24 protein-coding genes are annotated in these 25,261 nt (G+C 41.4%); 13 read left to right on the top strand and 11 right to left on the bottom strand.

Annotated elements, in window-relative coordinates:
• Nucleotides 1-265 precede the first annotated feature (265 nt).
• Both AACU32_RS27125 and rpsU read left to right on the top strand, forming a co-directional pair.
• Complete coding sequence (locus AACU32_RS27125; RefSeq protein WP_096608197.1) at nucleotides 266-610, top strand: hypothetical protein; 345 nt, start codon at nucleotides 266-268, stop codon at nucleotides 608-610.
• 515 nt (nucleotides 611-1,125) lie between these two features.
• Nucleotides 1,126-1,305 (top strand): 30S ribosomal protein S21, encoded by a 180-nt coding sequence (gene rpsU / locus AACU32_RS27120; RefSeq protein ID WP_008226419.1) that lies wholly within the window; start codon nucleotides 1,126-1,128, stop codon nucleotides 1,303-1,305.
• Between the two features lie 227 nt (nucleotides 1,306-1,532).
• On the opposite strand, the gene pth is transcribed toward rpsU, so the two are convergent.
• The 3 genes from pth to psbH all read right to left on the bottom strand — a co-directional run bounded on the left by pth (nucleotide 1,533) and on the right by psbH (nucleotide 2,942).
• Entirely contained in the window at nucleotides 1,533-2,183 is a 651-nt protein-coding gene (pth, locus tag AACU32_RS27115; RefSeq protein WP_096604257.1) for an aminoacyl-tRNA hydrolase, read from the bottom strand.
• 33 nt (nucleotides 2,184-2,216) lie between these two features.
• Nucleotides 2,217-2,471, bottom strand: a complete 255-nt coding sequence (locus AACU32_RS27110; protein ID WP_096604256.1) for a TatA/E family twin arginine-targeting protein translocase — start codon at nucleotides 2,469-2,471, stop codon at nucleotides 2,217-2,219.
• Nucleotides 2,472-2,738: 267 nt separating this feature from the next.
• Complete coding sequence (psbH, locus tag AACU32_RS27105; protein WP_096604255.1) at nucleotides 2,739-2,942, bottom strand: photosystem II reaction center phosphoprotein PsbH; 204 nt, start codon at nucleotides 2,940-2,942, stop codon at nucleotides 2,739-2,741.
• Between the two features lie 86 nt (nucleotides 2,943-3,028).
• On the opposite strand from psbH, the gene psbN reads away from it, so the two are divergent.
• Nucleotides 3,029-3,160, top strand: a complete 132-nt coding sequence (psbN, locus tag AACU32_RS27100) for a photosystem II reaction center protein PsbN (protein WP_096604254.1) — start codon at nucleotides 3,029-3,031, stop codon at nucleotides 3,158-3,160.
• 90 nt (nucleotides 3,161-3,250) lie between these two features.
• Here psbN and AACU32_RS27095 read toward each other — a convergent pair whose 3' ends face one another.
• Nucleotides 3,251-6,397: an alpha-mannosidase gene (locus AACU32_RS27095; RefSeq protein WP_096604253.1), complete on the bottom strand. Its 3,147-nt coding sequence runs from the start codon at nucleotides 6,395-6,397 to the stop codon at nucleotides 3,251-3,253.
• A gap of 105 nt (nucleotides 6,398-6,502) precedes the next feature.
• Between AACU32_RS27095 and AACU32_RS27090 the strand changes: the two genes are divergently transcribed.
• From AACU32_RS27090 to AACU32_RS27075, 4 genes are all read left to right on the top strand, one after another.
• Entirely contained in the window at nucleotides 6,503-8,101 is a 1,599-nt protein-coding gene (locus AACU32_RS27090) for a hypothetical protein (protein ID WP_096604252.1), read from the top strand.
• Between the two features lie 226 nt (nucleotides 8,102-8,327).
• On the top strand, nucleotides 8,328-8,564 hold the full coding sequence (locus AACU32_RS27085; protein WP_339378307.1) for a hypothetical protein: 237 nt from the start codon (nucleotides 8,328-8,330) through the stop codon (nucleotides 8,562-8,564).
• Nucleotides 8,565-8,630: 66 nt separating this feature from the next.
• Complete coding sequence (locus AACU32_RS27080) at nucleotides 8,631-9,401, top strand: DUF1350 family protein (protein ID WP_096608195.1); 771 nt, start codon at nucleotides 8,631-8,633, stop codon at nucleotides 9,399-9,401.
• A gap of 194 nt (nucleotides 9,402-9,595) precedes the next feature.
• Nucleotides 9,596-10,732: a PP2C family protein-serine/threonine phosphatase gene (locus AACU32_RS27075; RefSeq protein WP_096604251.1), complete on the top strand. Its 1,137-nt coding sequence runs from the start codon at nucleotides 9,596-9,598 to the stop codon at nucleotides 10,730-10,732.
• Here the strand turns inward: AACU32_RS27075 and AACU32_RS27070 are convergent, their stop codons facing one another.
• From AACU32_RS27070 to AACU32_RS27055, 4 genes are all read right to left on the bottom strand, one after another.
• Nucleotides 10,733-11,062, bottom strand: coding sequence for an STAS domain-containing protein (locus AACU32_RS27070; RefSeq protein WP_096604250.1), 330 nt, complete (start codon nucleotides 11,060-11,062; stop codon nucleotides 10,733-10,735). It lies immediately after the preceding gene.
• A gap of 704 nt (nucleotides 11,063-11,766) precedes the next feature.
• The gene (grpE, locus tag AACU32_RS27065) at nucleotides 11,767-12,459 is read right to left on the bottom strand and encodes a nucleotide exchange factor GrpE (RefSeq protein ID WP_096604249.1); all 693 of its coding nucleotides are present in this window, start codon (nucleotides 12,457-12,459) and stop codon (nucleotides 11,767-11,769) included.
• Between the two features lie 71 nt (nucleotides 12,460-12,530).
• The gene (locus AACU32_RS27060) at nucleotides 12,531-13,022 is read right to left on the bottom strand and encodes a Dps family protein (protein WP_096604248.1); all 492 of its coding nucleotides are present in this window, start codon (nucleotides 13,020-13,022) and stop codon (nucleotides 12,531-12,533) included.
• 77 nt (nucleotides 13,023-13,099) lie between these two features.
• Nucleotides 13,100-13,363, bottom strand: a complete 264-nt coding sequence (locus AACU32_RS27055; RefSeq protein WP_096604247.1) for a ParB N-terminal domain-containing protein — start codon at nucleotides 13,361-13,363, stop codon at nucleotides 13,100-13,102.
• A gap of 110 nt (nucleotides 13,364-13,473) precedes the next feature.
• Between AACU32_RS27055 and AACU32_RS27050 the strand changes: the two genes are divergently transcribed.
• On the top strand, nucleotides 13,474-15,141 hold the full coding sequence (locus AACU32_RS27050; protein ID WP_096608194.1) for a SpoIID/LytB domain-containing protein: 1,668 nt from the start codon (nucleotides 13,474-13,476) through the stop codon (nucleotides 15,139-15,141).
• Between the two features lie 110 nt (nucleotides 15,142-15,251).
• Here AACU32_RS27050 and AACU32_RS27045 read toward each other — a convergent pair whose 3' ends face one another.
• The gene (locus tag AACU32_RS27045) at nucleotides 15,252-16,472 is read right to left on the bottom strand and encodes an RNA-guided endonuclease InsQ/TnpB family protein (RefSeq protein WP_096604246.1); all 1,221 of its coding nucleotides are present in this window, start codon (nucleotides 16,470-16,472) and stop codon (nucleotides 15,252-15,254) included.
• A 367-nt stretch (nucleotides 16,473-16,839) separates the two neighbouring features.
• Nucleotides 16,840-17,136, bottom strand: a complete 297-nt coding sequence (locus tag AACU32_RS27040) for a ferredoxin (RefSeq protein ID WP_096604245.1) — start codon at nucleotides 17,134-17,136, stop codon at nucleotides 16,840-16,842.
• Nucleotides 17,137-17,741: 605 nt separating this feature from the next.
• Here AACU32_RS27040 and AACU32_RS27035 point away from each other — a divergent pair.
• Both AACU32_RS27035 and map read left to right on the top strand, forming a co-directional pair.
• The gene (locus AACU32_RS27035; protein WP_096604244.1) at nucleotides 17,742-18,746 is read left to right on the top strand and encodes a Gfo/Idh/MocA family protein; all 1,005 of its coding nucleotides are present in this window, start codon (nucleotides 17,742-17,744) and stop codon (nucleotides 18,744-18,746) included.
• Nucleotides 18,747-18,763: 17 nt separating this feature from the next.
• Nucleotides 18,764-19,534 carry a type I methionyl aminopeptidase gene (map, locus tag AACU32_RS27030; protein ID WP_339378306.1) on the top strand — a complete coding sequence of 257 codons (771 nt, stop codon included), beginning with the start codon at nucleotides 18,764-18,766 and terminating at the stop codon, nucleotides 19,532-19,534.
• Between the two features lie 101 nt (nucleotides 19,535-19,635).
• Here map and AACU32_RS27025 read toward each other — a convergent pair whose 3' ends face one another.
• Nucleotides 19,636-20,988: a pentapeptide repeat-containing protein gene (locus AACU32_RS27025; protein ID WP_096604242.1), complete on the bottom strand. Its 1,353-nt coding sequence runs from the start codon at nucleotides 20,986-20,988 to the stop codon at nucleotides 19,636-19,638.
• A gap of 665 nt (nucleotides 20,989-21,653) precedes the next feature.
• Between AACU32_RS27025 and AACU32_RS27020 the strand changes: the two genes are divergently transcribed.
• The 3 genes from AACU32_RS27020 to AACU32_RS27010 all read left to right on the top strand — a co-directional run bounded on the left by AACU32_RS27020 (nucleotide 21,654) and on the right by AACU32_RS27010 (nucleotide 25,223).
• A complete protein-coding gene (locus AACU32_RS27020; RefSeq protein ID WP_096604241.1) occupies nucleotides 21,654-22,397 on the top strand; it encodes a tetratricopeptide repeat protein in 744 nt (247 codons plus the stop codon).
• Between the two features lie 381 nt (nucleotides 22,398-22,778).
• Nucleotides 22,779-23,660, top strand: coding sequence for an SDR family oxidoreductase (locus AACU32_RS27015; protein ID WP_096604240.1), 882 nt, complete (start codon nucleotides 22,779-22,781; stop codon nucleotides 23,658-23,660).
• Between the two features lie 447 nt (nucleotides 23,661-24,107).
• Complete coding sequence (locus AACU32_RS27010) at nucleotides 24,108-25,223, top strand: TIR domain-containing protein (RefSeq protein WP_096604239.1); 1,116 nt, start codon at nucleotides 24,108-24,110, stop codon at nucleotides 25,221-25,223.
• Nucleotides 25,224-25,261 lie beyond the last annotated feature (38 nt).

Here is a 25,261-nt window from a genome sequence, read left to right as displayed (position 1 = left end):
TGACTGTTGACTGTTGACTGTTTCCTCTGACAACTGACAAATCACAGATCTCACCAGCTATCTTTAATTGCGCCGCTCTACTTATCTTTTAAGTTCAACTTGGTTCAATTTTTATTGAAACCCCGGAGATAAAGTCAGAAAATTTTGACTTGATTAAGTGTATTTACATACTTTTAATATACATATTTATTTAAAAAAATTAGTTAATGTTTTCTTAATAAATCAAAAGATAACTTATAATCAGATTAAAATTAAAATCAAAAAGATGCGCAGACTGTTAATCAAACTCATGGGGTTAATTTTACTGTTTGTAGGCTTATACTTTTTTGGGCAAGATATTATATTTGTTAGTGGATATTATCCTTACTTTTACAGCAAGATACCTGCTACTGGCTCAGTTTTAGCAATCATAGCAGGCGTGTTATCATTAGTCTTTTTTCGCAGAGAAACTGGTAGCTTAGGATGGATTTTTTTAGGGGTAGGAATAGTTCTAGTTTTTTTAAGCGGTGGAGTCATTTTAAAACCAACTAGTTTGTGGAATTTTTTAGTAGCGTTTACCACCTTAACCGTTGGATATAAACTACTAACCGAGGGCAGAATCAATTTTTAAACTTACTTTAGGACTAAAGCTGCGTGTCATATTTTTTCAGCCAAAACCGTCCAGATTCAAGAGTCAAATGTCCAAAAAATCTTGAAAATTGACTCTTCACCAGAATATAAGTAGCCGTCATGAATTGCATACACCAGGACACATGAAAAAATTTTAATTCCCCTCCTCGCTTGCGGGGAGGGGTTAGGGGTGGGGTCTTATTTTCAAGTCAGCCATTCATGAGAAAATCTCACAACCAAACATGAAAATCTGGCTTTCCCATACCCAATGCCCAATGCCCAATGCCCTTTTTCAAGTCAAGGAAATGTGACAGTTGATAGGTGCAGCCCATCGTAGACATCGCCTAATCTTGCCAACTCTGACAAAAAGTGTGCTAGACTTCTAGAATTTTGCACGCTCAAACAGTCGCCCTAGTCCAAAAACAGCCTTTTTCATAGTTATTAGGTAGGGGAGTTTTGCTAAGTTAGGGGGTGCTATTACAATGGAAACTGATCGATCATGAGGATACAGCAAGAATGACCCAAGTGGTTTTAGGAGAGAACGAAGGAATAGATTCAGCATTGCGTCGGTTTAAACGCCAAGTGTCTAAAGCTGGTATATTAGCTGACGTAAAGTATCATCGGCATTTTGAAACACCGTTAGAAAAGCGTAAACGTAAGGCAGTGGCAGCTAGACGCAAGAGACGTTTTAAATAAACCTATTTTGGTGGTGGCGCTGTTTGAAGACAAGTTCTTAAACAAGCAACAAGACGTTGCCATGATTCTTACAAAAATTAACAAAGATTTATCGCACCCCGATTCGGGGTGTGACTTAATTTCCTTACCCATGTCTGGGTTGCTGTAAATGTGGTTGGATGGAGTCAGCGATCGCCGCTGTCCATCAACCAAAATCAATGATAAATTAACCGTTGAGCAGCCTTTGTTCAAGCTGACTCAGATTCAGTTGGTTCAATGATGCGGCTGTTACAACGGTTCATCGCCTTTTCCACTCCTTGTTTGAGGCTGAGTTCTATGCACTCAACCACGAACTGAAGTACTAAAGACATCATTTGAGTTTCGCCAGCAGAAAAACGTCCCAAAACATGGGAGACAGCCCCAGAATCATCGCTACTAGCTGTATTTTTTGGTTTACCAATACCAATGCGCAACCTGGGGAAATTTTGTGAACTCAAATGTGCGATCGCACTTTTCATTCCATTATGCCCGCCAGCGGAACCAGACAAGCGCAGGCGAGTCTTTCCTAGCGGTAAATCCATCTCATCATAAATCACTAATACTGACTCTGGCGGCAATTTATACCAACTAGTAACTGCTTGGATAGCTTGTCCGGAGCGATTCATGTAAGTCAACGGCTTAAGCAAGCGTATTTTACCACCAACTGGCGCAACACCTTCACCATACTCTCCTTGGAACTTGCGATTTTCAGCCAAGGGAATTTTCCACGCCCTTGCTATTGCATCAACAGCCGCAAAGCCAATATTATGGCGTGTTTGGTCATATTTAGGCTCTGGATTCCCCAACCCGACAATTAGCTGGGGAATCACCAAAGCTGGTTTTGTAACAGTCTCTGTCATGTTGACTTTTGTCAATTGATATGAATCACCACTTTAGCTCTTTGGCTGTTCCGATTGGACGGCTTCAATTTGCTTGGGTTCTAGTTCAGCAGTAGTTTTGACAGCTTGTTCTAGTTGTTCAGCTTCCCGCTTAAACTCAGTTTGGAATTCATTAGAAGCTTCTTGAAAGCCGCGAATCGCTTTACCCAAACTACGTCCAATTTCTGGTAGCTTTTTCGGCCCAAAAACTAAGAGTGCTACTACAAAAATTACAGCCATTTCCGGTAAGCCAATACCAAATATATTCATGGGGTTTTGCCGATAGATTTACAGTTGAAGCAGGAAAGGAGAAGCTGTCACCCATCTAATTTTGCACATTTTTTTATTTTGACTGTTGACTGTTGACTGTTGACTATTAACCGTCAGCAATCAACTAACCTCATGAGTGTGCAATCTTCCTATTTATCTATGTTGACTTGTTTTTGATGAATTATTTCTCTTTCAAATCTACAAAAAAAACCCGGATGAGCCGGGTGTCGCTAAGCTGATTCTAGAAGCTAAAGAGCTTTGTTAAGATTAACGGCCTAGAGTGCGCCAATCAACCAATACATCCTGGATGAGGATGGTCTTGTTATAGACTTGTAGAATAATCAGCAGAAAAACGAAGAATAATAGCATAAAACCAGCCATTACAGGTGTAGTTCCCCAACCAGGAGCAACTTTACCATACTCAGCGTTTAGGGGTCTCAGTATATCTCCCAACCTTGTCCTTTGTGCCATAGTTCACCTAAGATTACTTGCCAAAGCTTTTTTTTAATCATCTGTAATATTCTATAAGAATAGCACTCATAATAAATCTTTCAATTATGGAACCCGCAACAGTTCTTATCATTTCTGTCGCCGTAGCTGTTATAGGCATTACTGGCTGGGGAATCTATATCTCTTTTGGGCCTCCTAGCAAAGAATTAGGAGATCCATATGAAGATCATGAAGACTAAACGTACATAAGGCAGAGGGCAGAAGGTAAGCAACTCTATTATTCTGGTATAATATCCAAGCAGTAATAAAAAATCCTTCTTCCCTAGCCCTTAATCCCTAGCCCCTATTTTCCAGCTACTAATTTTCCAAGGGCTAATCGTGAAGATTTGTTGCCCAGATGAGAATTTAGTAGGGTTAGGACGCTCCAATAAATCTACGACATCTCCTAAAGATAACCCGATATCACTTTGCAAAGATAACTCGGCTGTTTCGCCGTGACATTCATAACAACGCAGAATCAATTGCTGCCCATCATCTTCAGATTGTTTAAGTGCCATTAAGATTAAGTTATCAGCCGATAAATTGAGGAAACTTCTGGTTTGTGGAATATTGGCTCCTGAATTCTGATTATTTGGCGGATTCACAATTACTTGCAGCGGGATATTCAACTCATAACCACGTTTAACTGTCTGGGCTGACTCCCAACTACCAGCGTGGGGATATAAAGCATAGGTAAATTCGTGAAAACCTCGGTCAGCTTCGGGATTCGGCCAGTGAGGACTGCGGAGGAGAGTGAGGCGTAATTGGTTTGGTTGACTGTCATAACCATATTTACAATCATTCAGCAAACTGATACCATATAAAAATCCAGGGGTTTCTCCTGTCAAATCAGCCCAACGTAAGGCGGGAACTTCCCACTTAGCTTTGTCTGCGGGGGTTTGCGATTGAGTTGAACGGCGAATTGCACCACAAGGAATTTCATAGGTAGCAAAGTCTGCGGCAACGTTGAGAGGAAAAGCAGCTTTCACCAACACATGACTTTCTTGCCAATCAACAGTAGTGGCGATTTTGAGTAGGCGTACACCGACAGATAATATATAATCTTGGCAAAATTCCGATTTACCTAACTGACGTACCACTCGCAAACGACTTTGCACCGCACCTTGTTCTAGCCACTGAATCGATTTGAGGGTAGTTGGCGGTAAAGGATGTTGAGCATAATTGGGGTCAATATTCCAAGCATCCCAATATTGACCGCTATCTTGAAAAGCTTGTAGTTGATTACCCGCACCGCTTAATACTTCCCGTTGATGGGTTTTGTCAAAGACACTAGATAAATCTCCGGTGTCAGGATTAACCTCAACCCGCAGATATTCATTTTCTAAAACCCAGTCCGAGGGAAGTGGGGGAGAAGAAGAAAGGGGAGAAGTGGGAACAAGCCAAAATAGACGATAGCCGACAGATGGAATGTCAGAAGCGAGAAACAGCAAAGTTGAAGATTCAGTTAGCTGAGATATTACCTGCTTTCCCGAAACATCGTAAACTTGCCATTGTTGGTTAGGGGTTACTGGTGTAGGTAAATTGACAGCAACTACCTCAGAACGTTGCCAATTCAGGGAATTGAACACAACAACAGGTAAACTATTTGGTTGTGGTGGTTGTGGTAGGGTGATGTGAGATGCGATCGCTAACAGTGATTCATTTAATATCTTCGTTCCTACTTCCTCAATTTGCTGCCATTCCGGTAAAGCATCCACATACACTTGAGTAATGGCAGAACCGGGCAAAATATCGTGAAACTGCTCAAATAGTAGTTGTTTCCAAGCCGTTTCGATATCTGCTTTTGGGTATTCCATCCCGAAACTGACGCTAGCTAAAGTCGCAAATAATTCAGCTTGGTACAATAAATTTTCACACCGACGATTCCAACGTTTTTGATCCCCGTGGGTAGTATAACAACCGCGATGGAATTCTAGATAAAGTTCATCTTCCCAGACTGGGTGAGGGGATGAGGGGGAATTGAGGATCTGTTGGAGATATTTTTCGGCAGTGGTAAATTCTAAATTGGGGAAGAATGGGGAATTTTGCCAACGTTGGGCAATTTCTAACATATCATGGGTAGGGCCGCCACCATGATCGCCAATTCCCGGAAGCCAAAGCGCATCTGGAATACCTGTTTTAGTTTGCCATTCATAGGCGTAAGTTGCCATCTCCAGCGGATCGATACCTTTACCTATGAGTGCAGACATATAACTAAATACTTGACTACCGTCAGGCGATCGCCACCAAAAAGTCTGATAATCAAATTTATTAGTATCATTCCACAGTAACTTTTGGGTGACAAAATATTCAATGCCCCCATTCACCAAAAACTGCGGTAAAGTTGCACAGAAACCAAAGCTATCTGGTAACCATGCAATTGGTGAAATCTTACCAAATTTTTCCTGAGTATATCTTTGACCATATAATAGCTGACGAGCGATCGCTTCCCCAGAAATCAAATTTAAATCCGGTTCCACCCACAAACCACCGATAACTTCCCATTTTCCAGCAGCTACCGCCTCTTGAATTGCCGCAAATAAATCTGGGCGATGTTTTTCAATCCAAGCATACAACGCGGGTGTGGAATGACAATAAATTAAATCGGGAAAATCTTGTTGCAACTTCAACACCGACTCAAAAGTCCGTTGTGCTGCATTCCAGGTTTCACTCACAGGCCATAGCCATGCTAAATCTAAATGAGCATGACCCAACAAATAAATTTTAGATTCCGGCTGGGGGATTTTTGAATCAATTAACTGATTGCGGACAGACAACAACCACTCTTCCCTCTCTTCCTCTGCGTCCTTTGCGCCTGGGCGGTTCATTATCTTTCCTACCACCTTTGCTAACACAGCCAACTTTTCCGGCGCAAACTTTTCCAAATAAAGCTGCACCAGAGCCAACTCATCAGCCACAAAACCCGCATCTAGACGATTATAATCAGGAGATTCGTAAACAAGGAGCGATCGCACCAAAGCACCATGATCATGTCCCGGACTCACCAGCCGTAAAGCCACAAAAAATTCATCACCGGGCTTTACCTCCTGACTCAAAAGTACTCTAGGGGAACAATCAAATAAATCTCCCTCCAGCACTAACTCCCCATTGACATAAACCTCAGCCCCATCAGCCCACCAAAGCAACGCCAGTCGCAAAGATAACCCAGCCAAGGGATAACCCTGTAAATCTGGGGGAACCACCAACTTTTGCGCCAGCCATAAAACTTTTTTTCCCGCTATCCAAGCAATATTGCCTTTCTCATTTAGCTCCACAGGTGTCCATTGAGACATATTTAACGTTGTCACATCAGCAATATTGCCGTCATGTTCTCGGTATAACCAGTGAGACTGAACATTTACGTGACAACAAGCGCGCAATTGCTCAATTGCCTCAGAGATTAATTTAGTATGAGATTGGTTTACAGGAGGGGTCATATTTTGGCTAAGATTAGGGCACTCAGAATAATTAACAGTTTTTGGTTTTGACTGTGCAGTGGGAGTTTCGCAGATCAATCAAGTTCTAACTAACAAATCACTACCATGCCTTCTGGTTCCTCTGGTCGTTATCAAAGCAGAATCTTTAACTTCGTCCACCAGCAATCTCGGCGGTTGACAGAACAAGTAGAACACACCATTCGCTATGTGCAAGTAGCTACTAAATGGGGTGTTGAAGTACTACTTTATCCTGTATATCTGTGGTTGCATTCTAGCCAATCATCAGAGAGAACCCTGGATGGTCAACCAAATCAACCTAAACTACAGTTAGAACCACAAACTCCGCCAGATGCTGACACGCCCATAGTCAATGTACTAGAGACTGTCAAAAATTTACCATTTGCGGATGCGACTACCACCCCCTCAAACGACAGATTATCATCGGTAAATCCCTTAGGGTTCCGAGAATTGTTCCGGGAGAAAATTTTTAAGAGTAAATCAACTGCTAACTCTAGTCTTGTCAAGTCCATAACTACTCCAGAGAATTCAGTCAGGAGTCTCAATCCTGTGCCAATGTATCCAATAGTACGAGGAATTGCCACAAATTTAGCAAAGCGCAATTTATTACTCGTTACTGCGGATAATGAAACTCTCGACATTTTGACACCTCAACAGCAAGCAAAATTAGAAGACAAAATTATTAGTGAAGTCGCTGACTACTGGCGTGCTTGGCGCTTATTGAAAGTCAAAAAACAAACCTCACCTTTACCAGAAATTGAGCGTTTATTAGCAAAACTCACTGTTAGCAACTCAGAACAGACACCCGCTCTCACTCCCGGTAAAGTAAACGAGGAAGTAAATAAGTCTCAAGATTTACTCAATTACCAAAAAACCTTAACATTCCTCGATGCAGCTTTAGCAAATTTAGAATCAAAGGCTATTGTGCCGATACAACAACGTAGCCAAGAAATTATCCAAATCGCCCAAACTCAATTTAATATTTTTCTTTATGGCAAAGAGGAGTTAGCAGCTAGAGGAAAAATTACAGCCACTAGTGATGAATTAGAAAATCAAGGGTTCAATCTTGAGGCTGTGATTGCAGCTGCTCTCAATTACTTTCTTGGTGTTGATAGTTCCAAAAAACTTGAGACAAGTAATACAGAAATCAAATCCCCAGGTAAAAGATTAGCTCATAGACCTGCCCCAAAGTCAATAATTAGCCAGAGTGAAAATCAAGATGTAAACGCAGATACTTGGTTATCATGGAATGATTTGTATGGCGAGTCTGAGACTACTGTGAAAACTCCACAGCAGGCTTTATCCTCAACTTCATCAGCGAGAACTTCAGTACCTAAAAATTCAGTTAAGAATTATCAAAATTCTTTACCAAAAACTCAACTTGATGCTGATTTAACACAAAAGAAAAAATCGTCCCCCAATCTCTCCCGGACGCAGAAAAAATCTGGTAAAGTTACCTCTAATAAACAAACCAATTCCTCTATTAACCAACCTAGCAGTAATAGTAAAGCAAACACTCAAATAGAAGCAAAGCCAGATTGGATCGAAACAAAAGCGACATTCATGGGGTATGAAAAACACTTCTTAGAAAAAGTCTTTGAATTGCTTGATAGTATTATGGTTTGGTTAGAAACAATATTTGTAAATATGATGATGTTTTTACGAGGTTTGTTGCGAGTTAAGTAAGCAACAGTCAATAGTCAACAGTCAACAGTCAACAGTCAACAGTCAACAGTCAACAGTCAACAGTCAACAGTCAACAGCGCCGCACTGAGCTTGTCGAAGTGTCAACAGTCATTTGTGAGAAAGATCAGAATTTTGAATTTTGAATTGTTTAATGGTGGGTTGGGTAGTGAAAGTTCTTGTTTACTGTAAGTACTTCAATTTTAAAAATCCACTGGAAAAACCAAAGATGGAAACGTTTGTTGTGGATTTACCGCAAATCCCCAAGATTGGAGAAACAATTGTGGTTGAGAAAATGTCGCCCATGAAACAGTGTGTCATTATTTTTGAGTACATTGTGACGGCGGTACAGTTTAATGCAGTTAGCGAAGCAGCTGATGCACCCAATGCTAGAGTCAATGTCTGTTTAAATCACTGTTGGGAAGGTACATCTAATTTCAAGCTGACAAACTTTTTGGAAAAATAAAATATTCCACTATGGCGATCGCTGGTCTAACATAAAGATATGTTAATTAAGCGATCGCCTATCGGCATGGAATGGCAAGAACTTCGAGGTAACTGGGTGCTGATTCCCCGAAATCCCATCGGGATCATTCATTTCTTAGGAGGTGCTTTCGTAGCTACTGCACCCCACCTAACTTATCGTTGGCTACTAGAACAGCTAGCAAGTAAAGGATATGTTATAATAGCAACCCCTTTTGTCAATACGCTAGATCATATTGCGATCGCTAAATCTGTACTGCTAAACTTTGAGCGCACTCTCGAACGACTCCGGGAATCTTCAGCATTACGCAAGCTTTACCTTCCCATCTACGGTATCGGACACAGCATGGGTTGCAAACTCCATTTATTAATTGGTAGCGTGTTTGACGTAGAACGTGCAGGTAACATTCTCATCTCTTTCAACAATTACGCTGCGAAAGATGCTATCCCCCTAGTGGAACAGTTCAATTCTGCTTTAACAATTGAGTTTACTCCCAGCCCACTGGAAACTAACAAGCTGGTGCAAACACGTTACAATGTCCGGCGCAACTTATTGATAAAATTTCGTAATGATAACCTCGATCAATCAAAAGCTCTAAGCCAAATTTTACAAGAACGCTTTCCAGAGTTGGTGACGGTACAAATTTTGCCTGGAAGTCATACCACGCCTTTAGGCCAAGATATGAAATGGCAAACAGGAGCATCTTTTACACCTTTTGATGCTTTAGGGCAATGGTTTAAACAAGAAGCATACCGTGACTTGAACCAATTAAAAACTGCTATGCTCTTTTGGCTGAATCCTCTTTCCCCGCCATCATAATTTAAAATATCAAAATTTACGCAAGTGTCATATATTGCTAGTTAAGCCTGTCAATTGTGATTTGTCATTTGTTAATGGTCAATTCTCCAGAAATTCTCAACTAGAGTCTTTTGACTATTGACTCTGAACTTTTGACTATTGACTCTGGACTCTGGACTATTGACTCTGAACTATTGACTTCCTCGCCTTTGTCTATGTTTAAAATACTAGTAATTGATGATGATAATTCTATCGTCATACTCCTAAAAAGGATATTAGAAAAACAGGGTTACGAAGTAGTTACTGCTTGTAACGGAGAGGAAGGACTTAATCAAGTACTTGCTTGTCATCCAGCACTAATTATATGTGATTGGATTATGCCTGGTTTGAATGGTTTAGAGGTTTGCGATCGCATCAAGACAGATCCCAAGTTGTCTACTATATTCTTTATTTTATTAACTTCTTTGGATTCAGTTGCCGATCGCGTCAAGGGTTTAGATGCTGGTGCTGATGATTTTATCTCTAAACCTATCGAACAGCACGAATTGCAAGCCAGGGTAAGAGCAGGATTGCGTCTACATATTTTAAGTCGGGATTTGCAAACCCAAAAGCTGCTTCTAGAAGCAGAGTTAGCAGAAGCCGCAGACTATGTGCGATCGCTTTTACCTCTTCCTATTACCGAACCCTTGAGCATCAATTACCGATTTATTCCCTCGCGACAACTCGGTGGTGATTGTTTTGATTACTACTGGCTGGATGCTGATTGTTTGGCTATCTACCTCCTAGATACCGCCGGACATGGACTTAAAGCCACTCTTCCCTCGATTTCTGTGTTAAACTTGCTGCGATCGCGCGCTCTTGGTAACCTCAATTACTATCAACCAAGTCATGTTCTCAAAGCATTAAATGACACTTTTCAGATTAGTTATCAAAATGATAAATACTTTACTATCTGGTATGGAGTCTATAACACAGTTAAGCGCCAGCTAATTTATGCTAGCGCCGGACATCCACCCGCAATATTATTATCTTGTGAGCATCTCAAGAACGTTGAAGTTAAACTTTTGAGAACTCCCGGTATGCCGGTTGGGATGTTTCCCGAGGCAAAATATAAAGATGATGTTTGCGAAATTCAAACACCCAGTACTCTTTATATTTTTAGTGACGGCGCTTACGAAATTACTAAATCAGACGGCACAATTTGGAGTTTGGATGCATTTATTCAGCTACTCATCAGTTTGCGGCATAACATTGAACCTCATCTAGATCAAGTCTTGAATTATTTAATGGCTTTGCATTCTCAAGAAACTTTTAATGATGACTTATCTATTATGGAAATTAAATTTGATTAATTAAGTTTTAGAAAGTATAGCTTCGTGAAATTCATCTTGATTAGCAAATATTTCAAACACCTTATCCATACTAGTTAATTCAAATAATATCCTTACTTGTTCATTAATTGAACAAAGTGCCATCTGGCTATTTGCCGCTCTTAAGCTTTTGAAAGCTAACACCAAAGCTCCCAACCCAGAACTATCCATAAACGTCACATCCTGAAAATCGACTAACACAATTTTTGCACCTTCTTCTATTAATTCATTGAGTCTTTGACGCAATTCTTGCGATGTGGCTGAATTGATAATTCCGCTGAGCTTAATAACTTGCACTTCTGATTGTTTCATGATATTTTATCCTGATTTTCTAAATAAAACTGATGTTGTGATGATTTTAAGTATTATATAGCACACATATTTTATTTGATAAACCCTCAATGTAGATAAGTTCATGTACTACTAATACTGAATGCTGTATCATAGGTTATCAACATCAACCAAATCTGAATCCAGAACTACCAATTATTAACTAATAACTAACTAATAACTAACTAGATACCTGAATTTTGAGATTGCTAATCTACCCTCAAAAAGCGCTCACCCTCTCCCACGGGAGAGGGTTGTGCTAGCCTGCGGTAACGACTTCGTCGAAAGCATTACGCATCTTGGCTGCGCTCGCAATGCTTCGCATCTCCCCTTGGGGAGATGCGAACGAGAAGCGTTTGCGATGAGCGAATTCACGACGTACTAGTGGTTCATAACATTAGTTCTCTTCAGAGAATAAGTTCGTTGTCAGGACTTTAATCGGTGGATATTGAAGCAGCCTTGACGCTGACGACAAAATCATCAACTATGCCTTTAGCACCAGCCAATTTCTCCGATAGCAGGAGTTAGGATAGTCGTCTGGTAACAATGATGAATAATTTACTGGACATAATCTCAGCCGCCGATTGAGAGCGACTACAATAGAAAACACTATTGGAATAGTTCGCCTCTTATTTTATATAATTCCCAAATCTTAGGGATGTCTTAACACTTTTCCTGGAAATTGCTCAAACGGGACTGACTTTAGCTCGATAAAGTAGCTTTTCTCCTTGACGATAGCCAATGTAACGCACCTTGACTATTTCACCTGGTTGTAGATTTCCGTCCATCAACTGGTGCCATTGGGGATCGTAAGGTAATTCTGCGCCCACCGATGCGATCGCTTCTATTCCCCATGCAAGTAATAGTTTTTCTAGGGGCTTTTGCACCAACGGTACTATTTTAATCGCTGCTAGCTGCGGATTTTCTTCAGCTTTTTGTGCGGCTGTCGGCCATTGCAATAACAATGATTCTAAATGTTGCAAACTCTGCTGCTGAAACTCTTGAAGCAATATCTCTCGCTGCTGTTTTAGCGCCAGATGCGATCGCTCATACTCGCTTTCTAATTCCGAAATTTTTTGTAATAATTTTTGCTCAGTATTTATCGGTGTTGAATGCTGATTTTTTTTCTCTTTGTCCTTATTGAAGCTGCTATCCGGACTCAATTCTGAAAAATTTAATACTAATTCATCCAATTTTATTTGCAATACTTGAGACAGTTTTAATAGTATATCTACTCGCATCTGTGCCAGCTTTCCCTGGCGCAGACGCAAAATTTGACGTTCGGAAACACCAGCAGCACGACTTAGCGCTTTAAAACTCGAAATACCCACCTGCTGCATTAATTTTTGTAACAAGTGGGTGAAATTAGAATTGGGCATGGGGCATGGGGCATTGGGCATTTGTCTTCCTTGTCTTCCTTGTCTTCCTTGTCCCCCTTGTCCCTAGTCCCTTATTCTTCCAACAAACTTCTCAGCATCCAAGCTGTCTTTTCATGTACTTGCATACGTTGAGTCAATAAGTCGGCAGTGGGTTCGTCGTTAACTTCGTCTACTACAGGAAAAACAGACCGCGCAGTTCTCACCACAGCCTCTTGTCCTTCGACTAGTAGGCGGATCATTTCCTTAGCTTTCGGAACTCCTGGAGTTTCGGGAATTGAACTTAGTTTAGCGTATTCGCTGTAGGTTCCCGGTGCTGGATAACCAAGCGCTCTAATCCGTTCGGCGATTAAATCAACCGCTAAGGCTAGTTCTGTATACTGGGTCTCGAACATTAAGTGCAAGGTTTGGAACATTGGCCCAGTCACATTCCAATGGAAATTATGTGTTTTAAGATACAGTGTATAAGTATCAGCCAAAAGCCGAGACAAACCCTCAGCAATTTTAGCTCTACTAGCATCATCAATACCGATATTCAAAGGTAGACTTTCTGATTTAGATGGCATAATTTTCTCCTAATCGGTTATTTAATTAGTTGTCAGTTGTCCATTGTTGCTTTTTTTTCTTGACCATTGACAATGGCTCATGCTAGATGCATCTTGAGAACGCTGCTCGGCGCTTTGCGGACTCTAGCTAAGATTGTCTCTTTGCCTAGACGTTGGCAAGCTTCATAGCGATGGCAACCAGAAAAGCCATAATACAGTCCATCTACTTCTAGGACATCTATGGGTTCTTGCTGTCCGATCGCCGCAATCGATTCCATCAAGGCTTGTACTTTATTGGGATCGTTTGTCCGGGGTAAGGGACGCTTAATTTGATTTATGGGAATTTCTTGGATTCTAACCATCAGGTGTTTTCTAACTAAATTCCTTTTTTGACCATAAATAAATCATACTCGTTATGACTTTGTTTTGCAACTATTGGGGCAAAACTGGTAATGGTATCATTGGAGCAATCATGGGACAAAACCACTACGTTACAAAGCAACTGGCAAATCCGCTCCAACGCCGCGTCAAGGGGCAGAATCAAGTTCAACAGAAAAAGTCGTACTGGAATTTTTCCCGTACTCTACTGATAGCATTTTGTTTATTAGGGCTAACTGCTGCCTCAAGCACTGGGAGCAAAACTAAGGATGTGGTTTTGAAAATTGGGATTGTCCAAAGATTTGGGGAAAAACCCACAGCCAAGCTGCAATTGGAACCAAGTAAAGGCGATCGCATAAAGCTGAAATTTATCACCGGGAATCGGGAGGAAACCCTAGTCACCAACAATCCAGTCAAGTTAGAAACGGTAATGGAAACGTTACCTCAAGCAAAAGTTGATGAGGTGGTGGTTTTAGGTACGTACCGCACCTTTGAAACTGCTGAAGACAGTGCCCAAAGTTGGCGTTCTCAGGGAATAGAGGTAGAAATAGCTCAGCCCGAACGCTGGCAAGTTTGGGCTAAACGAGATGTGTACAACACTCCTTTATTGCGAAGACTACTATTGCAGAGTTTGCCAGCTTCTAGTCAGAATATCGCATACCTGGATACAAAAGTTTTGCCAAAATTGCCTCGGGTGAGTTGGGTAATAAATGGTAAACGTTACAGCCGGAGCAATGTAACAATTAGTACAGATAAAAGCTTGATTCGCGTAAATTCAACTGCCAACCCAGAGAAGGCTCGTCTTTACGCTGGGCAAATGATTTTACAGCCCAATGCTTATGGTACGTATACTCTGGTTAACGAAGTGCCATTAGAAACTTATTTACGGGGGGTTGTACCTTATGAAATTGGGACTAATGCACCAGCGTCTTCTGTAGAAGCTCAGGCAATTCTTGCCCGCACTTACGTTTTACGTAATTTGCGTAGATTCGCGGTAGATAACTACCAGCTATGTGCTGATACGCACTGCCAAGTTTATTATGGGCTAAATGGAGTTGCTCCCAATACAGACCGAGCGATCGCGGCAACTAAAGGCATGGTATTAACTTATCAAAACCAGCTAGTAGATGCTCTTTATTCCTCAACTACTGGCGGTGTTACTGCTTCCTTCAGTGATATCTGGAATGGAGAGGATCGTCCCTATCTTAAACCAATACTGGATGCGCCTATTAATATTTGGGACTTGTCTCGACAGAATTTAGCGGATGAAAAGAATTTTCAGCAGTTTATTAATCTGCGACAAGGATTTAATGAAAGCGACGGGGATCTATTCCGCTGGCGTAAAGAAACCAGCCTAGAAGATATTACTAAGGGCTTGCAGAAATTTTTGCAAGTTAAAAAAAGTCCCTATAGTAAATTTAAAAAAATTGAAGCCATGGCCGTAGTCAAGCGGTCTGCTAGCGGACGCATTCTCGAACTAGCTGTGAAAACTGATATTGGAGTTTTTAATTTACACAAAGACGAAGTTCGTAGTGCCTTTGCTGCTCCCATCAGCACACTATTTTACATTCAACCCCTCAACAAAGGACAATCAAGTGTGTGGGGATACGCCTTTATTGGTGGAGGATTCGGACATGGAGTTGGTTTGAGTCAAATTGGTGCACAAAATTTAGCCAAGCTAGGTTGGTCTAGTCCCAAAATTCTCCAATTTTACTATCCTGGTACTCAAATTAAAATTCTCAGTAACGAGATTCAGCCCTAGCAAAAAACCATCTTTCATCATTAGACATCTCCAGAAACTAGGTTTTCACCTAGACAGGGGAAGGGTTTGAGATTCTTTCTCGGAGATGTCTATTATCCAGTGAACTACTCCTAGTTGCCTACGGCTGAACTAGGAGCTTCTGTAATCACGGGGGAGTGCCTAAACTTAGACTTTCGCCCAAGAGTAGGACTTACCTCCCCTCCTACAGCAGAGACGGCTGAACCTTCCGCCTTTAGCATTCTGATACCCTCTGCTCTAATGTTTATAGCTGCATTTCCATCACGGTCATGGTGAGTGCCGCAGTGTGGACAAGTCCATTCACGGTCATCAAGTGGCATCTTACCCATCTGATAGAAACAATTAGAGCAGAGCTGAGAACTGGGAAACCATCTGTCAATCTCAACCAACCTTGCGCCTTTGCGTTCTAGCTTGTAGGACAAGAAGTTGGTAAATGTTCCCCACCCAGCATCAGATATTGCTTTCGCCAATTTGTGATTACGAACCATGCCCAAGACATGAAGATTTTCTACTATGACAGCTTGGCTATCGCTGACCAACTTGTAGCTAAGTTTATGTAGGAAATCTTGCCGCGAATTGCTTACTCGCTCGTACACTTTAGCGACAACTTTACGATATTTATTTCTTGAATTACTTCCTTTATGTTTACGTGCTAATTTTTTCTGCTTCCGTTTAAGGTTTTGCTCGTGTTTGGCAATATGTCTGGGATTGTCATATTTAGAAACCTTTTCGCCGTCAGTCACGACAGCAAAATGCTTTAATCCCAAATCAACGCCATAAATCTTGCCCTCTGTAATCTTTGTGGCATCTCCTTCCATTTCAGTCAGGATAGATGCAAAGTATTTACCTGAAGGAGTTTTACTTACGGTGACAGTCTTAATTTTCCCCTGAATTACTCTGTGGATTTTGGCTTTAACTATCCCAATGTTGCCAGGAAGTTTGACGCTACCATCCACAATTTTGACGTTTTGAGGATATTGAATAGACTGTTTCCCGTGCTTAGATTTGAATTTAGGAAACCCGGCACGTTTATCAAAAAAGTTCTTGTACGCTGTGGTTAGATTCAGTGTTGTAGCCTGTAAAACTTGGCTATAACAATCACCTAACCAAATAGTATCTTCTGCGTTTTTGAGTACAGGAAGAAATGCGTTGAGTGCAGCACGGCTAAGTCCTTTACCCGTCTCCTTGTAAGTCTCAATCGACTTATTCAGAGCATAATTCCACCACCATCTCGCACAACCAAACGCTAATCGCAGTTGTGTTTCCTGCTCTTTTGATGGATATAAACGAACTTGTACAGCCTTGTGCAGCACTCAAATCACCTCCTGGATCTATCCATATAAGCACGATATACCATTTTTGATAAAGCACTAAAATAAAATAATTGGGGATTCGTCATACATCTGGAAGAGAGTTTTTGCTTGGCAAAAAATCAATTCCAGATGCAATCCTTATCCCCCGCTCCCTATCTCCACCCTATGAGTACATTGAGGGTGGGGACTTCCGCGACACGTTAAAAATGAGGGGGAGAGGGGCAGAGGGATGAGGGAGTGTGGGGAGTTTTCTTCCCAATACCCAATGCCCATTGACCATTGACAAAATCTCCATCCCCTTGTGGGTGGAGATTTTCAAACCATCAGAAATTCTGGCTAAAGATTTGATGATGGAGGTGTCTAATTCTTAGTAGAGTTCTTCTTCTTTGTGGGTTTCGATGACTACGTCAGAGGCAGGATAAGCGACGCAGGTCAGTACATATCCAGCTTCGATTTGATCGTCGTCTAAGAAAGACTGGTCAGATTGGTCAACTGTACCTGATACGAGTTTACCTGCACAGGTAGAACAAGCACCAGCGCGGCAAGAGTAAGGCAAGTCAAGACCTTGATCTTCGGCAATGTCTAAAATATATTCATCGTCGGGAACATTAATTTCTGTTTTATTTCCTTCTTGATCTACTAGTGTTACTTTGTAAGTTGCCATTTCTGAAATCCTCTCTTTTTGCGAACGGCGGTATAAGTTATCCTAAAGCAAAGCTATGCAAAGCACACGGCTGCTCTTATGGGATTGGCCGCTTGTTTAAATTTGCTTCACTTCTGATACTACGAGAAAATCTAAAAGATGTAACTGGAAATTGGCCGCGATTAGTAATGAAATTTAGTTATTTAATACTAATAAGATAAACTTATGTATTGCCTGGCTTATTTAGTCTCATATTGGCAAAAGTTATAGATACGTTCAAAAAAGATGAATGAAAGTCCAGAGTCAAAAGTCCAATGGGGAAGCGGGTATACGGAGACAAGGACAGAGGACAAATGACAAAGCGCAAAGTCGAGCCACTGCGTTCCTGTCGCCTTGCGTCGGAAAGCAAGTGGCGTTGAGCGCCGGCGTCCGGCGAACAGAACTTTGTCAGAATGACTATTGACTGTTGACCCTAGACCATTGACTATTGACTTGATCGCGATGAATCAACAATCTCTGCACCTGGTGACGTTCTAGGCGCAATAATTCCATACCCGACACTTCGGGTATTACAAGCAATTAGCTTTGCCCAGAAAGAAAACCTACAAACAGAACTAGTAACTGTCATGTATAATTACGAGGCCTATTTAACAACAGCAAAAGTGCGGGTGGGGGTGGTTGGGACTGGATATGCGGCCAAGTTGCGGACTCAAGCATTGCTGCAAGATGAACGATCGCATGTAGTAGCGATCGCAGGACATACATTAGAAAATACCCAAGCTTTCGCGCAAGAGTACCAAGCACAGGCCATGAGTTCTTGGCAACAGCTCCTAGAGCGAGAAGATATAGATCTAGTCATCATATCTACTATTAATCGCGATCATGGGGCGATCGCTCGTGCTGCACTCACACATAATAAACACGTCATTGTCGAATATCCCCTAGCTTTGGATGTAGTAGAAGCAGAAGAAATCATTGCTTTAGCGAAAGCACAAAATAAGCTGCTACATGTCGAACATATTGAACTCTTGGGCGGATTGCATCAAGCCTTAAAGCAAAATATCGAAAAAGTCGGTGATATTTTCTATGTTCGCTATAGCACAATTTCGCCGCTGCATCCTGCACCGCGCAAATGGACGTATAATCATGAATTATTTGGGTTCCCTTTGATTGGTGCGCTTTCTCGATTACATCGTCTGACTGATTTGTTTGGTGAAGTCTTCACTGTTAACTGTCATCAGCGATTTTGGCAAATCGAACCAGACTACTATCAAACCTGCTTCTGCATTACTCAACTGTGCTTTGCTAGCGGACTGTTAGCACAGGTAGTATATGGTAAAGGCGAAACCCTATGGCAGCAAGAACGGAAGTTTGAAATTCATGGTGAGAAAGGCGGGTTGATTTTTGATGGTGACCAAGGAATTTTCATCGCAGTCGGGGAAGAAATACCAATAGAAGTTGGTACTCGCAAAGGTTTATTTGCTAAAGACACTACTATGGTGTTAGATCGTATTTTTGATGGCACTCCTCTATATGTCACCCCAGAAGCAAGCTTATACACCTTGAAAGTTGCTGAAGCGGCTAGAAGAGCAGCACAAACAGGGCTGACTATATTTATGAAAGATATTTAACAGAGAAATCAAAGTTGATGAGAACCGAAACAATCGTTATTTTATCCCAACGAGAACTAGACAAGATGCGTAAGGCAGGACATTTAGCAGCCAAACTCCTACAGCATCTAGAACCATTGGTCAAGCCTGGTGTGTCTACTCTGGAACTCAATGATGAAGCTGAACGTTGGACGCTGGCGCATGGAGCAAAAAGCGCGCCTCTAGGTTACAAAGGCTTTCCCAAATCGATTTGCACGAGTGTGAATGAAGTCATTTGTCACGGGATTCCTAATGCTAAACAAATTCTCAAGGATGGAGACATTATTAATATTGATGTAACGCCGATTGTGGATGGCTACCACGGTGATACATCCAAAACCTTTTTAGTGGGTAACCCTTCCCCGAAGGTGAAAAAATTGGTAGAGGTGACCGAGGAGTGTTTGCGGCGAGGGATTGCTGAGGTTAAACCAGGAGCAAAGATTGGCGATATTGGTGCAGCCATTCAAGAGTATGCTGAAGCAGAGGGCTTTTCTGTAGTCCGAGACTTTGTTGGACATGGGATCAGCAACATTTTCCATACTGCACCGGATATTCCTCACTACGGTACACGCGGTAAAGGTAAGCGTCTGCGACCGGGGATGGTATTTACAATTGAGCCAATGATTAATGAAGGGACTTGGGAAGTAGAAGTTCTCAGTGATAAGTGGACTGCTGTTACGCGCGATCGCAAACTCTCAGCTCAATTTGAGCATACGATAGCTGTGACTGAAGATGGGGTAGAAATCCTCACCCAAGCTGAAGGCGATTAAAAAATTCGTAATGACGCTCGTTCCTCGCTACCGCAACGCTTACGTAATTCGTAATTAAAAGTAGCCAATGCCCACCAAAACTTTGATATGGTGGGTATTATTTATCTACCTAATTTATTGGGAATACCTTCACAACCACCAGGAATTGTACCTCTAGTTTTTTCGCCACCCCAAGCGCAGCAGTAATAACGCGCTGAATCAGATAAACGTTGGACATCGCTAAAATCAGCATTTTCGACGACAGCACCAGTATGTTCTCCAGTTTGATAGTTTGGGGGTGCGGTGCGGCTGCGAGGTGATGCGTTTTCTATGGAACCATAAAATAGACGAACTCCGTTGAAATCGGCGTTGCGGAGTTTGGCATCATAGAGGATGGCGCGGGAAAGGTTGGTTTTTACCAAGTCACAACCACTAAGATCGGCGCGGACAAGATTAGCTTCGCTCAGATCAGTCCAACGCAAATCTGTACCAGCTAGATCTGCGCCAGCTAGCATCACGCCCAAATCGATGACACGTACACCTTCAATTCTGTCTTCTGCATAACCGCCGACACCATTCAGAATAGCTCTTCCCAAACGGCGATCGCGTTTTAGGGGTGTGAGTAATTTAGAACGGGAAAGAAAGCGGAGAATCTTGGCTTTCCCGCTACCATCCACACTACTTAAAATTGCTGCTGTGCGACCTTCTGCAATCGACCTTTCTTGAGGCCAATCTTCTAATAATCCTTCTTCATCTAATACTAAGTCGGAGATGCCTTGGAAATAGGAATCTATTGTTTGCTGCTGGGTAATAATATTTTGTTGGACTGTCAGCAGGTTTTGCTGAATTGTCAAGTCTTTAGAAATTACGTATTGTCGCCAAGCCACATAAACAGCGATGATGGCGATGAGAATTTGTCCCAAAGCGCCGAACCACTCCGCCAAAGTACCAGAAGCTTCCCAATTAATCTTACGTCCCCAAGCTAACAAGCGATCGCCCAACCCGGAAAATTTCACTAAGCCGATGATCGCTACTACTAGACCAAGAAAGGCAATGAAGATTGTTCTATCTTGGGGTGAAAACCATTCTCTGATCGCAGTTTGCAACCAAGGTAATAGCATCGCCAAAGATAACATTAAAGTCACTAACGTGCCAAAAATACCAATTAGCCAGTTATTCAGGGCTAGTCCGATGATGGTGATGGCGATCGCTAGTAAAGTAATTAGCAATGCCCTAGGCTTAACTGTAAATAGATTGCTTGTCGGTGACTTGAACCAAGAACGGGCTTGTTTCAGGGCTACTGTATTTTGTGGAGATTGCAAAGACGCGATCGCCGCTAAAGCCTGTTGCGTAGCCAGCCCGTCTGGTGTTAGGTTATGCTCACCTGTCCCACCATCAAAATCATCTGGTTGCGTGTCATTTTCGGAAATGGGATCTGGGGTGGATGAATTGGAGGAGTTGGATTCAATCGTCATTCTTTCTATTGTGCCCCAGCATACTCAGTTCATCAGCTGTTTTATATTAACTGGTGGAGGGTAGGGTAGGGCAACCTAATTACTAATTCGTAATTCGTAATTCGTAATTTCAGATAAAGTTGCAGCACTAGTCACTTTTTCAATTCACGTCGGAAATTTGATTAAGAGTTTTTACTTATTTCTATCCCTAGAGGGTTGTTTGATTGGAGAAGAATATAAATCGAGTGGTCTTAATGGGCAATTTTTATCTGCAAATCAGTGAAATCTCCGATTTATCTTGATGAACTAGAATGATGATTTAGATGAAATTTGCGATTTTTAGCCGGGGATTTGGTATTTATTCTTAATTTATTTTTTTTAGCTATTTTGCCGATGTGTGAAAACCAGTGTAATTCCGATCCCCGAATTATCTAACAATTCGGGGATTTTGTTGTTTAGCAATGATTTAAGATAGCTATATCATGAACAATTTTCTCTAATAATTGCTATTTTGATCACGAATTTTCTTGCCTGTGAACAAAGTATTATGATATGATTTTATTATCTTTATGTAAAAAACAAAAGGGAGAAAAAAGCAGCAAAAATTGCTAAAAATCGTGTAGTTTGATACTATTTTTTCAGAGAAACAAGTTTTAGCATCATATTATGAGTTCTGTAGGTACAGCATGGTCTTACGGCGCTGCTTGATTGCCTCTAGCTTTATCACTTTTTCAACAATTGGCTGTAGTGATTGGGCAAATTCAACGGCAAAAAACACCAAGCAAGTTGTACAGGAAAGCAATGTTTCCCAGCTGCTAATTAAAGCAAAATCGGCACCAAAGGCAGAGGATTTTGTAAATCAAGGTAATAACCTGCTAGATGCCAGTCGCTACCCAGAAGCGATCGCCGCATACGATCAAGCGATCGCTCTAAAACCGAAAACTACCGAAGCATGGATTAACAAAGGTAATGCTTTAACGTCTTTAAAACGCTACAAAGAGGCGATCGCATCCTACGATCAAGCAATTACCATCAAGCCTGACAAAGATATAACTTGGTATAATCGCGGTAATGCCTTAACATCTTTGCAACGCTACCCGGAAGCGATCGCCGCATATGATCAAGCGATCGCCCTCAAGCCTAACAAATCTGAAGCATGGATTAACCGAGGAATTGCGTTGGCAAAACTGCAAAGATACCCCCAAGCACTACAATCCTACGATAAAGCGATCGCAATTAAGCCAGATAAGCATGAAGCATATTACAATAAAGCTTGCTCTTATGCTTTACAAGGAAATGTAGAATTAGCAATTAAAAACCTAGATAAAGCCATGAAACTATCTCCTGCTAAATACCATAAATTAGCGAAAACCGATCCGGATTTCAATAAAATACGTAGCGATAAACGATTTAAAAAATTGATTCAATAATATATAGAATTCCTCTTTTAAGGAAATACAAAAAACCTAGATAAATGAATTACTCAGATAGGGGCACAACTGCTGTTGTGCCCTTATAATTATATGTAGCGCAGGCAGATGTATCTGCTGTAAAGTGTGGTGCGGCGATTAGCGACAACACACCCTACTGATATTTTTTCAAAAATTAAATCGGATGCATATAAAATAGGATATTGTTCCAACTAAGTAAGAAAGTAGGAATAAACCGAACTATATTAAGCAATTTCAAAAGATTGGCATTAATTCTGTAGTAAGGACTTCAGTCCTTATTTGCGAACTAAAGTCCTCACTACAAACCTTTAATTATTTACTCTGTTCGACTTATCTATAGTTAGATTATTTCCAAAAAATATGAAAAAATTATTGATTACTGGAGCTAGTGGCTTTTTAGGTTGGCATATTTGCCAGTTAGCAAAAACAGAATGGGAAGTTTACAGTACTTATTTTTCCCATTCTCTAGAAATACCTGGTGTCAAGACAGTGAAAGTCAATTTGACAGATTTTCAGGAATTAAAAGATATATTTAATGATATTAATCCCACAGCAGTTATTCATACTGCGGCGAATTCTCAACCTAACTTTTGCCAAAATCATCCTGAAGAATCATATACAATTAATGTCACAGCATCCTGCAATCTAGCAGGACTTTGTGCTGATTATGCAATTCCTTGTGCGTTTACATCAACAGACTTAGTTTTTAATGGTTTAAATGCTCCCTATAAAGAAACAGATTCAGTGTCTCCTGTGAGTCTTTATGGTGAGCAAAAAGTCAAAGCTGAATTAGGTATGTTAGAACGATATCCTCATACAGCAGTCTGTAGGATGCCATTAATGTTTGGCATAGGTACACCCACTGCTAAAAGCTTTATTCAACCATTTATAGAAACCTTAAAAGCAGGTAAAGAACTAAATTTATTTATAGATGAATTCCGCACGCCAGCAAGTGGTACAACTGCCGCAAAAGGACTTTTATTAGCCTTAGAAAAAGTCCAAGGGGTGATTCACCTAGGTGGGAAAGAAAGAATTTCGCGCTACGATTTTGGTAAGTTATTAGTAGAGGTCTTTCAAATTACCGATGGAAAAATTAAAGGCTGTTATCAACAAGATGTAAAAATGGCAGCACCTAGACCGGCAGATGTTTCTTTAGATAGTTCTAAAGCATTTGCATTAGGATATCAACCTTTATCTTTAAAAGAAGAATTAGCAGCATTAGTTAATAGACCTCTTGTCTAATGGGTCTGATATCTACTATGTTGTAGCCGAGCTAATTTGTGCTATTGAACTACTGAATTATATTTATATGCTCTAGCCCATAAAAGCTATATTGGTTAGCATTTCATCACTCTGGAAAAAAATCAAAATTGACGGCAAAATTTCAACCTAATACAGCAATTGGCTTTAAAGCTTGACTTTGTAAGATTATGCTGAAAATTACATTTTTTGCCGCCAAGCCTTGTGTAGGAACGATTTTATTTTTTACTCTGGAGAGAATGATTAAAACAATTCGTAATTACGTTTTGTAACAGGGATTTTACCCCGACATAAAACGCGCTGCTTGATAGTTGCAGGGGACTTAAACCCCCAAATTTAGTCAAAAAAGGTTCTACTTATTGAGCCAATAAGTTTTGTCTTGGTTAATAATAAGACAAAAGTAAGCCACTGTATTCAGCCAAGTCCTTTATGAATTTTTCTAGCAGTCATTCGCAAAGTATCTTATTTCTCGCTGCCAATCCCAAAAACACAACTCGTTTACGGCTTGATCAAGAGCTACGGGACATTGGAGAAGGACTGCAACGCGCTCAAAAGCGTGACCAATTTAAGCTGGAACAACGTTTAGCGGTTCGTCCTCGTGATATTCAAAGAGCTATGCTCGATTTGAATCCGCAGATTATCCATTTTTCAGGACATGGAACGGGGGATAAAGGGCTGGTTTTTGAAGATGAAATTGGCAACGCAAAGCTTGTGGATGGGGACGCATTAGCAGGGCTATTTAAACTGTTTGCTGACCAAATTCGCTGTGTTGTGCTTAACGGTTGTTATTCCGAAGTACAAGCCCATGCGATCGCCCAACACATAGACTACGTGATTGGCATGAACCAGGCAATTGGCGATCGCGCGGCGATCGAGTTCGCAGTGGGATTCTACGATGCGTTGGGGGCAGGTCGTCCGATCGAGTTTGCCTATAAACTGGGGTGTGCAGCAATTCAGATGGCAGGTATTGCAGAACACTTAACCCCGGTGCTGCTCAAGAAATCTACGTCTGGGGATGCCACAATTCAACCAACTCCAGATATTTCTGTGCCATCAGCCCCCCAAGCTTCAGTTGAGCAACCGCACAATAGCCCTATAGATGTTTTTATCTCCTATTCTCATAAAGATGACGAGCTACGGGAAGAATTAGTCACCCAGCTAGCTAACCTCAGACGACAGGGTAAAATTACTGCCTGGCATGATCGGGCGATCGAAGCAGGGGAAGAATGGGAAGCTCAAATAAAACAGCGGCTGCAATCTGCTCGCATTATTCTACTGCTGATCAGTCCCCCCTTCATGGCATCAGACTACTGCTATGACGTTGAGATGCAGCAGGCGATCGCGCGACATAATGCAGGCACCGCAAGGGTGATTCCGATTATTTTGCGACCCTGCGATTGGCAAGATTCTCCATTTAGTAAGCTCCAGGTTCTGCCGCAAGATGCCAAGCCTGTGACACAGTGGAGCGATCGCGATGCCGCGTTTCTGAATGTGGTCGAAGGGATTCGCAAGGCAGTTAACTCCCTCAGGAATGGGTCAAAATAGTAGAGAATATCCAAAGTAGTTGAGTAGTCTGTAAACGC

The organism is Calothrix sp. NIES-2100 (assembly GCF_963875285.1).
Taxonomy (GTDB): Bacteria; Cyanobacteriota; Cyanobacteriia; order Cyanobacteriales; family Nostocaceae; genus Aulosira.
The sequence above is the reverse complement of the archived record's forward strand: the minus strand, read 5'-3'. Positions and strand labels throughout refer to the sequence as shown.

Excerpts from the sequence above, each read along its gene's own strand:
- AACU32_RS27125 (WP_096608197.1), top strand. The coding sequence starts at position 266 with ATGCGCAGACTGTTAATCAAACTCATGGGGTTAATTTTACTGTTTGTA.
- rpsU (WP_008226419.1), top strand. The coding sequence starts at position 1,126 with ATGACCCAAGTGGTTTTAGGAGAGAACGAAGGAATAGATTCAGCATTG.
- pth (WP_096604257.1), bottom strand. The coding sequence starts at position 2,183 with ATGACAGAGACTGTTACAAAACCAGCTTTGGTGATTCCCCAGCTAATT.
- AACU32_RS27110 (WP_096604256.1), bottom strand. The coding sequence starts at position 2,471 with ATGAATATATTTGGTATTGGCTTACCGGAAATGGCTGTAATTTTTGTA.
- psbH (WP_096604255.1), bottom strand. The coding sequence starts at position 2,942 with ATGGCACAAAGGACAAGGTTGGGAGATATACTGAGACCCCTAAACGCT.
- psbN (WP_096604254.1), top strand. The coding sequence starts at position 3,029 with ATGGAACCCGCAACAGTTCTTATCATTTCTGTCGCCGTAGCTGTTATA.
- AACU32_RS27095 (WP_096604253.1), bottom strand. The coding sequence starts at position 6,397 with ATGACCCCTCCTGTAAACCAATCTCATACTAAATTAATCTCTGAGGCA.
- AACU32_RS27090 (WP_096604252.1), top strand. The coding sequence starts at position 6,503 with ATGCCTTCTGGTTCCTCTGGTCGTTATCAAAGCAGAATCTTTAACTTC.
- AACU32_RS27085 (WP_339378307.1), top strand. The coding sequence starts at position 8,328 with ATGGAAACGTTTGTTGTGGATTTACCGCAAATCCCCAAGATTGGAGAA.
- AACU32_RS27080 (WP_096608195.1), top strand. The coding sequence starts at position 8,631 with ATGGAATGGCAAGAACTTCGAGGTAACTGGGTGCTGATTCCCCGAAAT.
- AACU32_RS27075 (WP_096604251.1), top strand. The coding sequence starts at position 9,596 with ATGTTTAAAATACTAGTAATTGATGATGATAATTCTATCGTCATACTC.
- AACU32_RS27070 (WP_096604250.1), bottom strand. The coding sequence starts at position 11,062 with ATGAAACAATCAGAAGTGCAAGTTATTAAGCTCAGCGGAATTATCAAT.
- grpE (WP_096604249.1), bottom strand. The coding sequence starts at position 12,459 with ATGCCCAATTCTAATTTCACCCACTTGTTACAAAAATTAATGCAGCAG.
- AACU32_RS27060 (WP_096604248.1), bottom strand. The coding sequence starts at position 13,022 with ATGCCATCTAAATCAGAAAGTCTACCTTTGAATATCGGTATTGATGAT.
- AACU32_RS27055 (WP_096604247.1), bottom strand. The coding sequence starts at position 13,363 with ATGGTTAGAATCCAAGAAATTCCCATAAATCAAATTAAGCGTCCCTTA.
- AACU32_RS27050 (WP_096608194.1), top strand. The coding sequence starts at position 13,474 with ATGGGACAAAACCACTACGTTACAAAGCAACTGGCAAATCCGCTCCAA.
- AACU32_RS27040 (WP_096604245.1), bottom strand. The coding sequence starts at position 17,136 with ATGGCAACTTACAAAGTAACACTAGTAGATCAAGAAGGAAATAAAACA.
- AACU32_RS27035 (WP_096604244.1), top strand. The coding sequence starts at position 17,742 with ATGTATAATTACGAGGCCTATTTAACAACAGCAAAAGTGCGGGTGGGG.
- map (WP_339378306.1), top strand. The coding sequence starts at position 18,764 with ATGAGAACCGAAACAATCGTTATTTTATCCCAACGAGAACTAGACAAG.
- AACU32_RS27025 (WP_096604242.1), bottom strand. The coding sequence starts at position 20,988 with ATGACGATTGAATCCAACTCCTCCAATTCATCCACCCCAGATCCCATT.
- AACU32_RS27020 (WP_096604241.1), top strand. The coding sequence starts at position 21,654 with ATGGTCTTACGGCGCTGCTTGATTGCCTCTAGCTTTATCACTTTTTCA.
- AACU32_RS27015 (WP_096604240.1), top strand. The coding sequence starts at position 22,779 with ATGAAAAAATTATTGATTACTGGAGCTAGTGGCTTTTTAGGTTGGCAT.
- AACU32_RS27010 (WP_096604239.1), top strand. The coding sequence starts at position 24,108 with ATGAATTTTTCTAGCAGTCATTCGCAAAGTATCTTATTTCTCGCTGCC.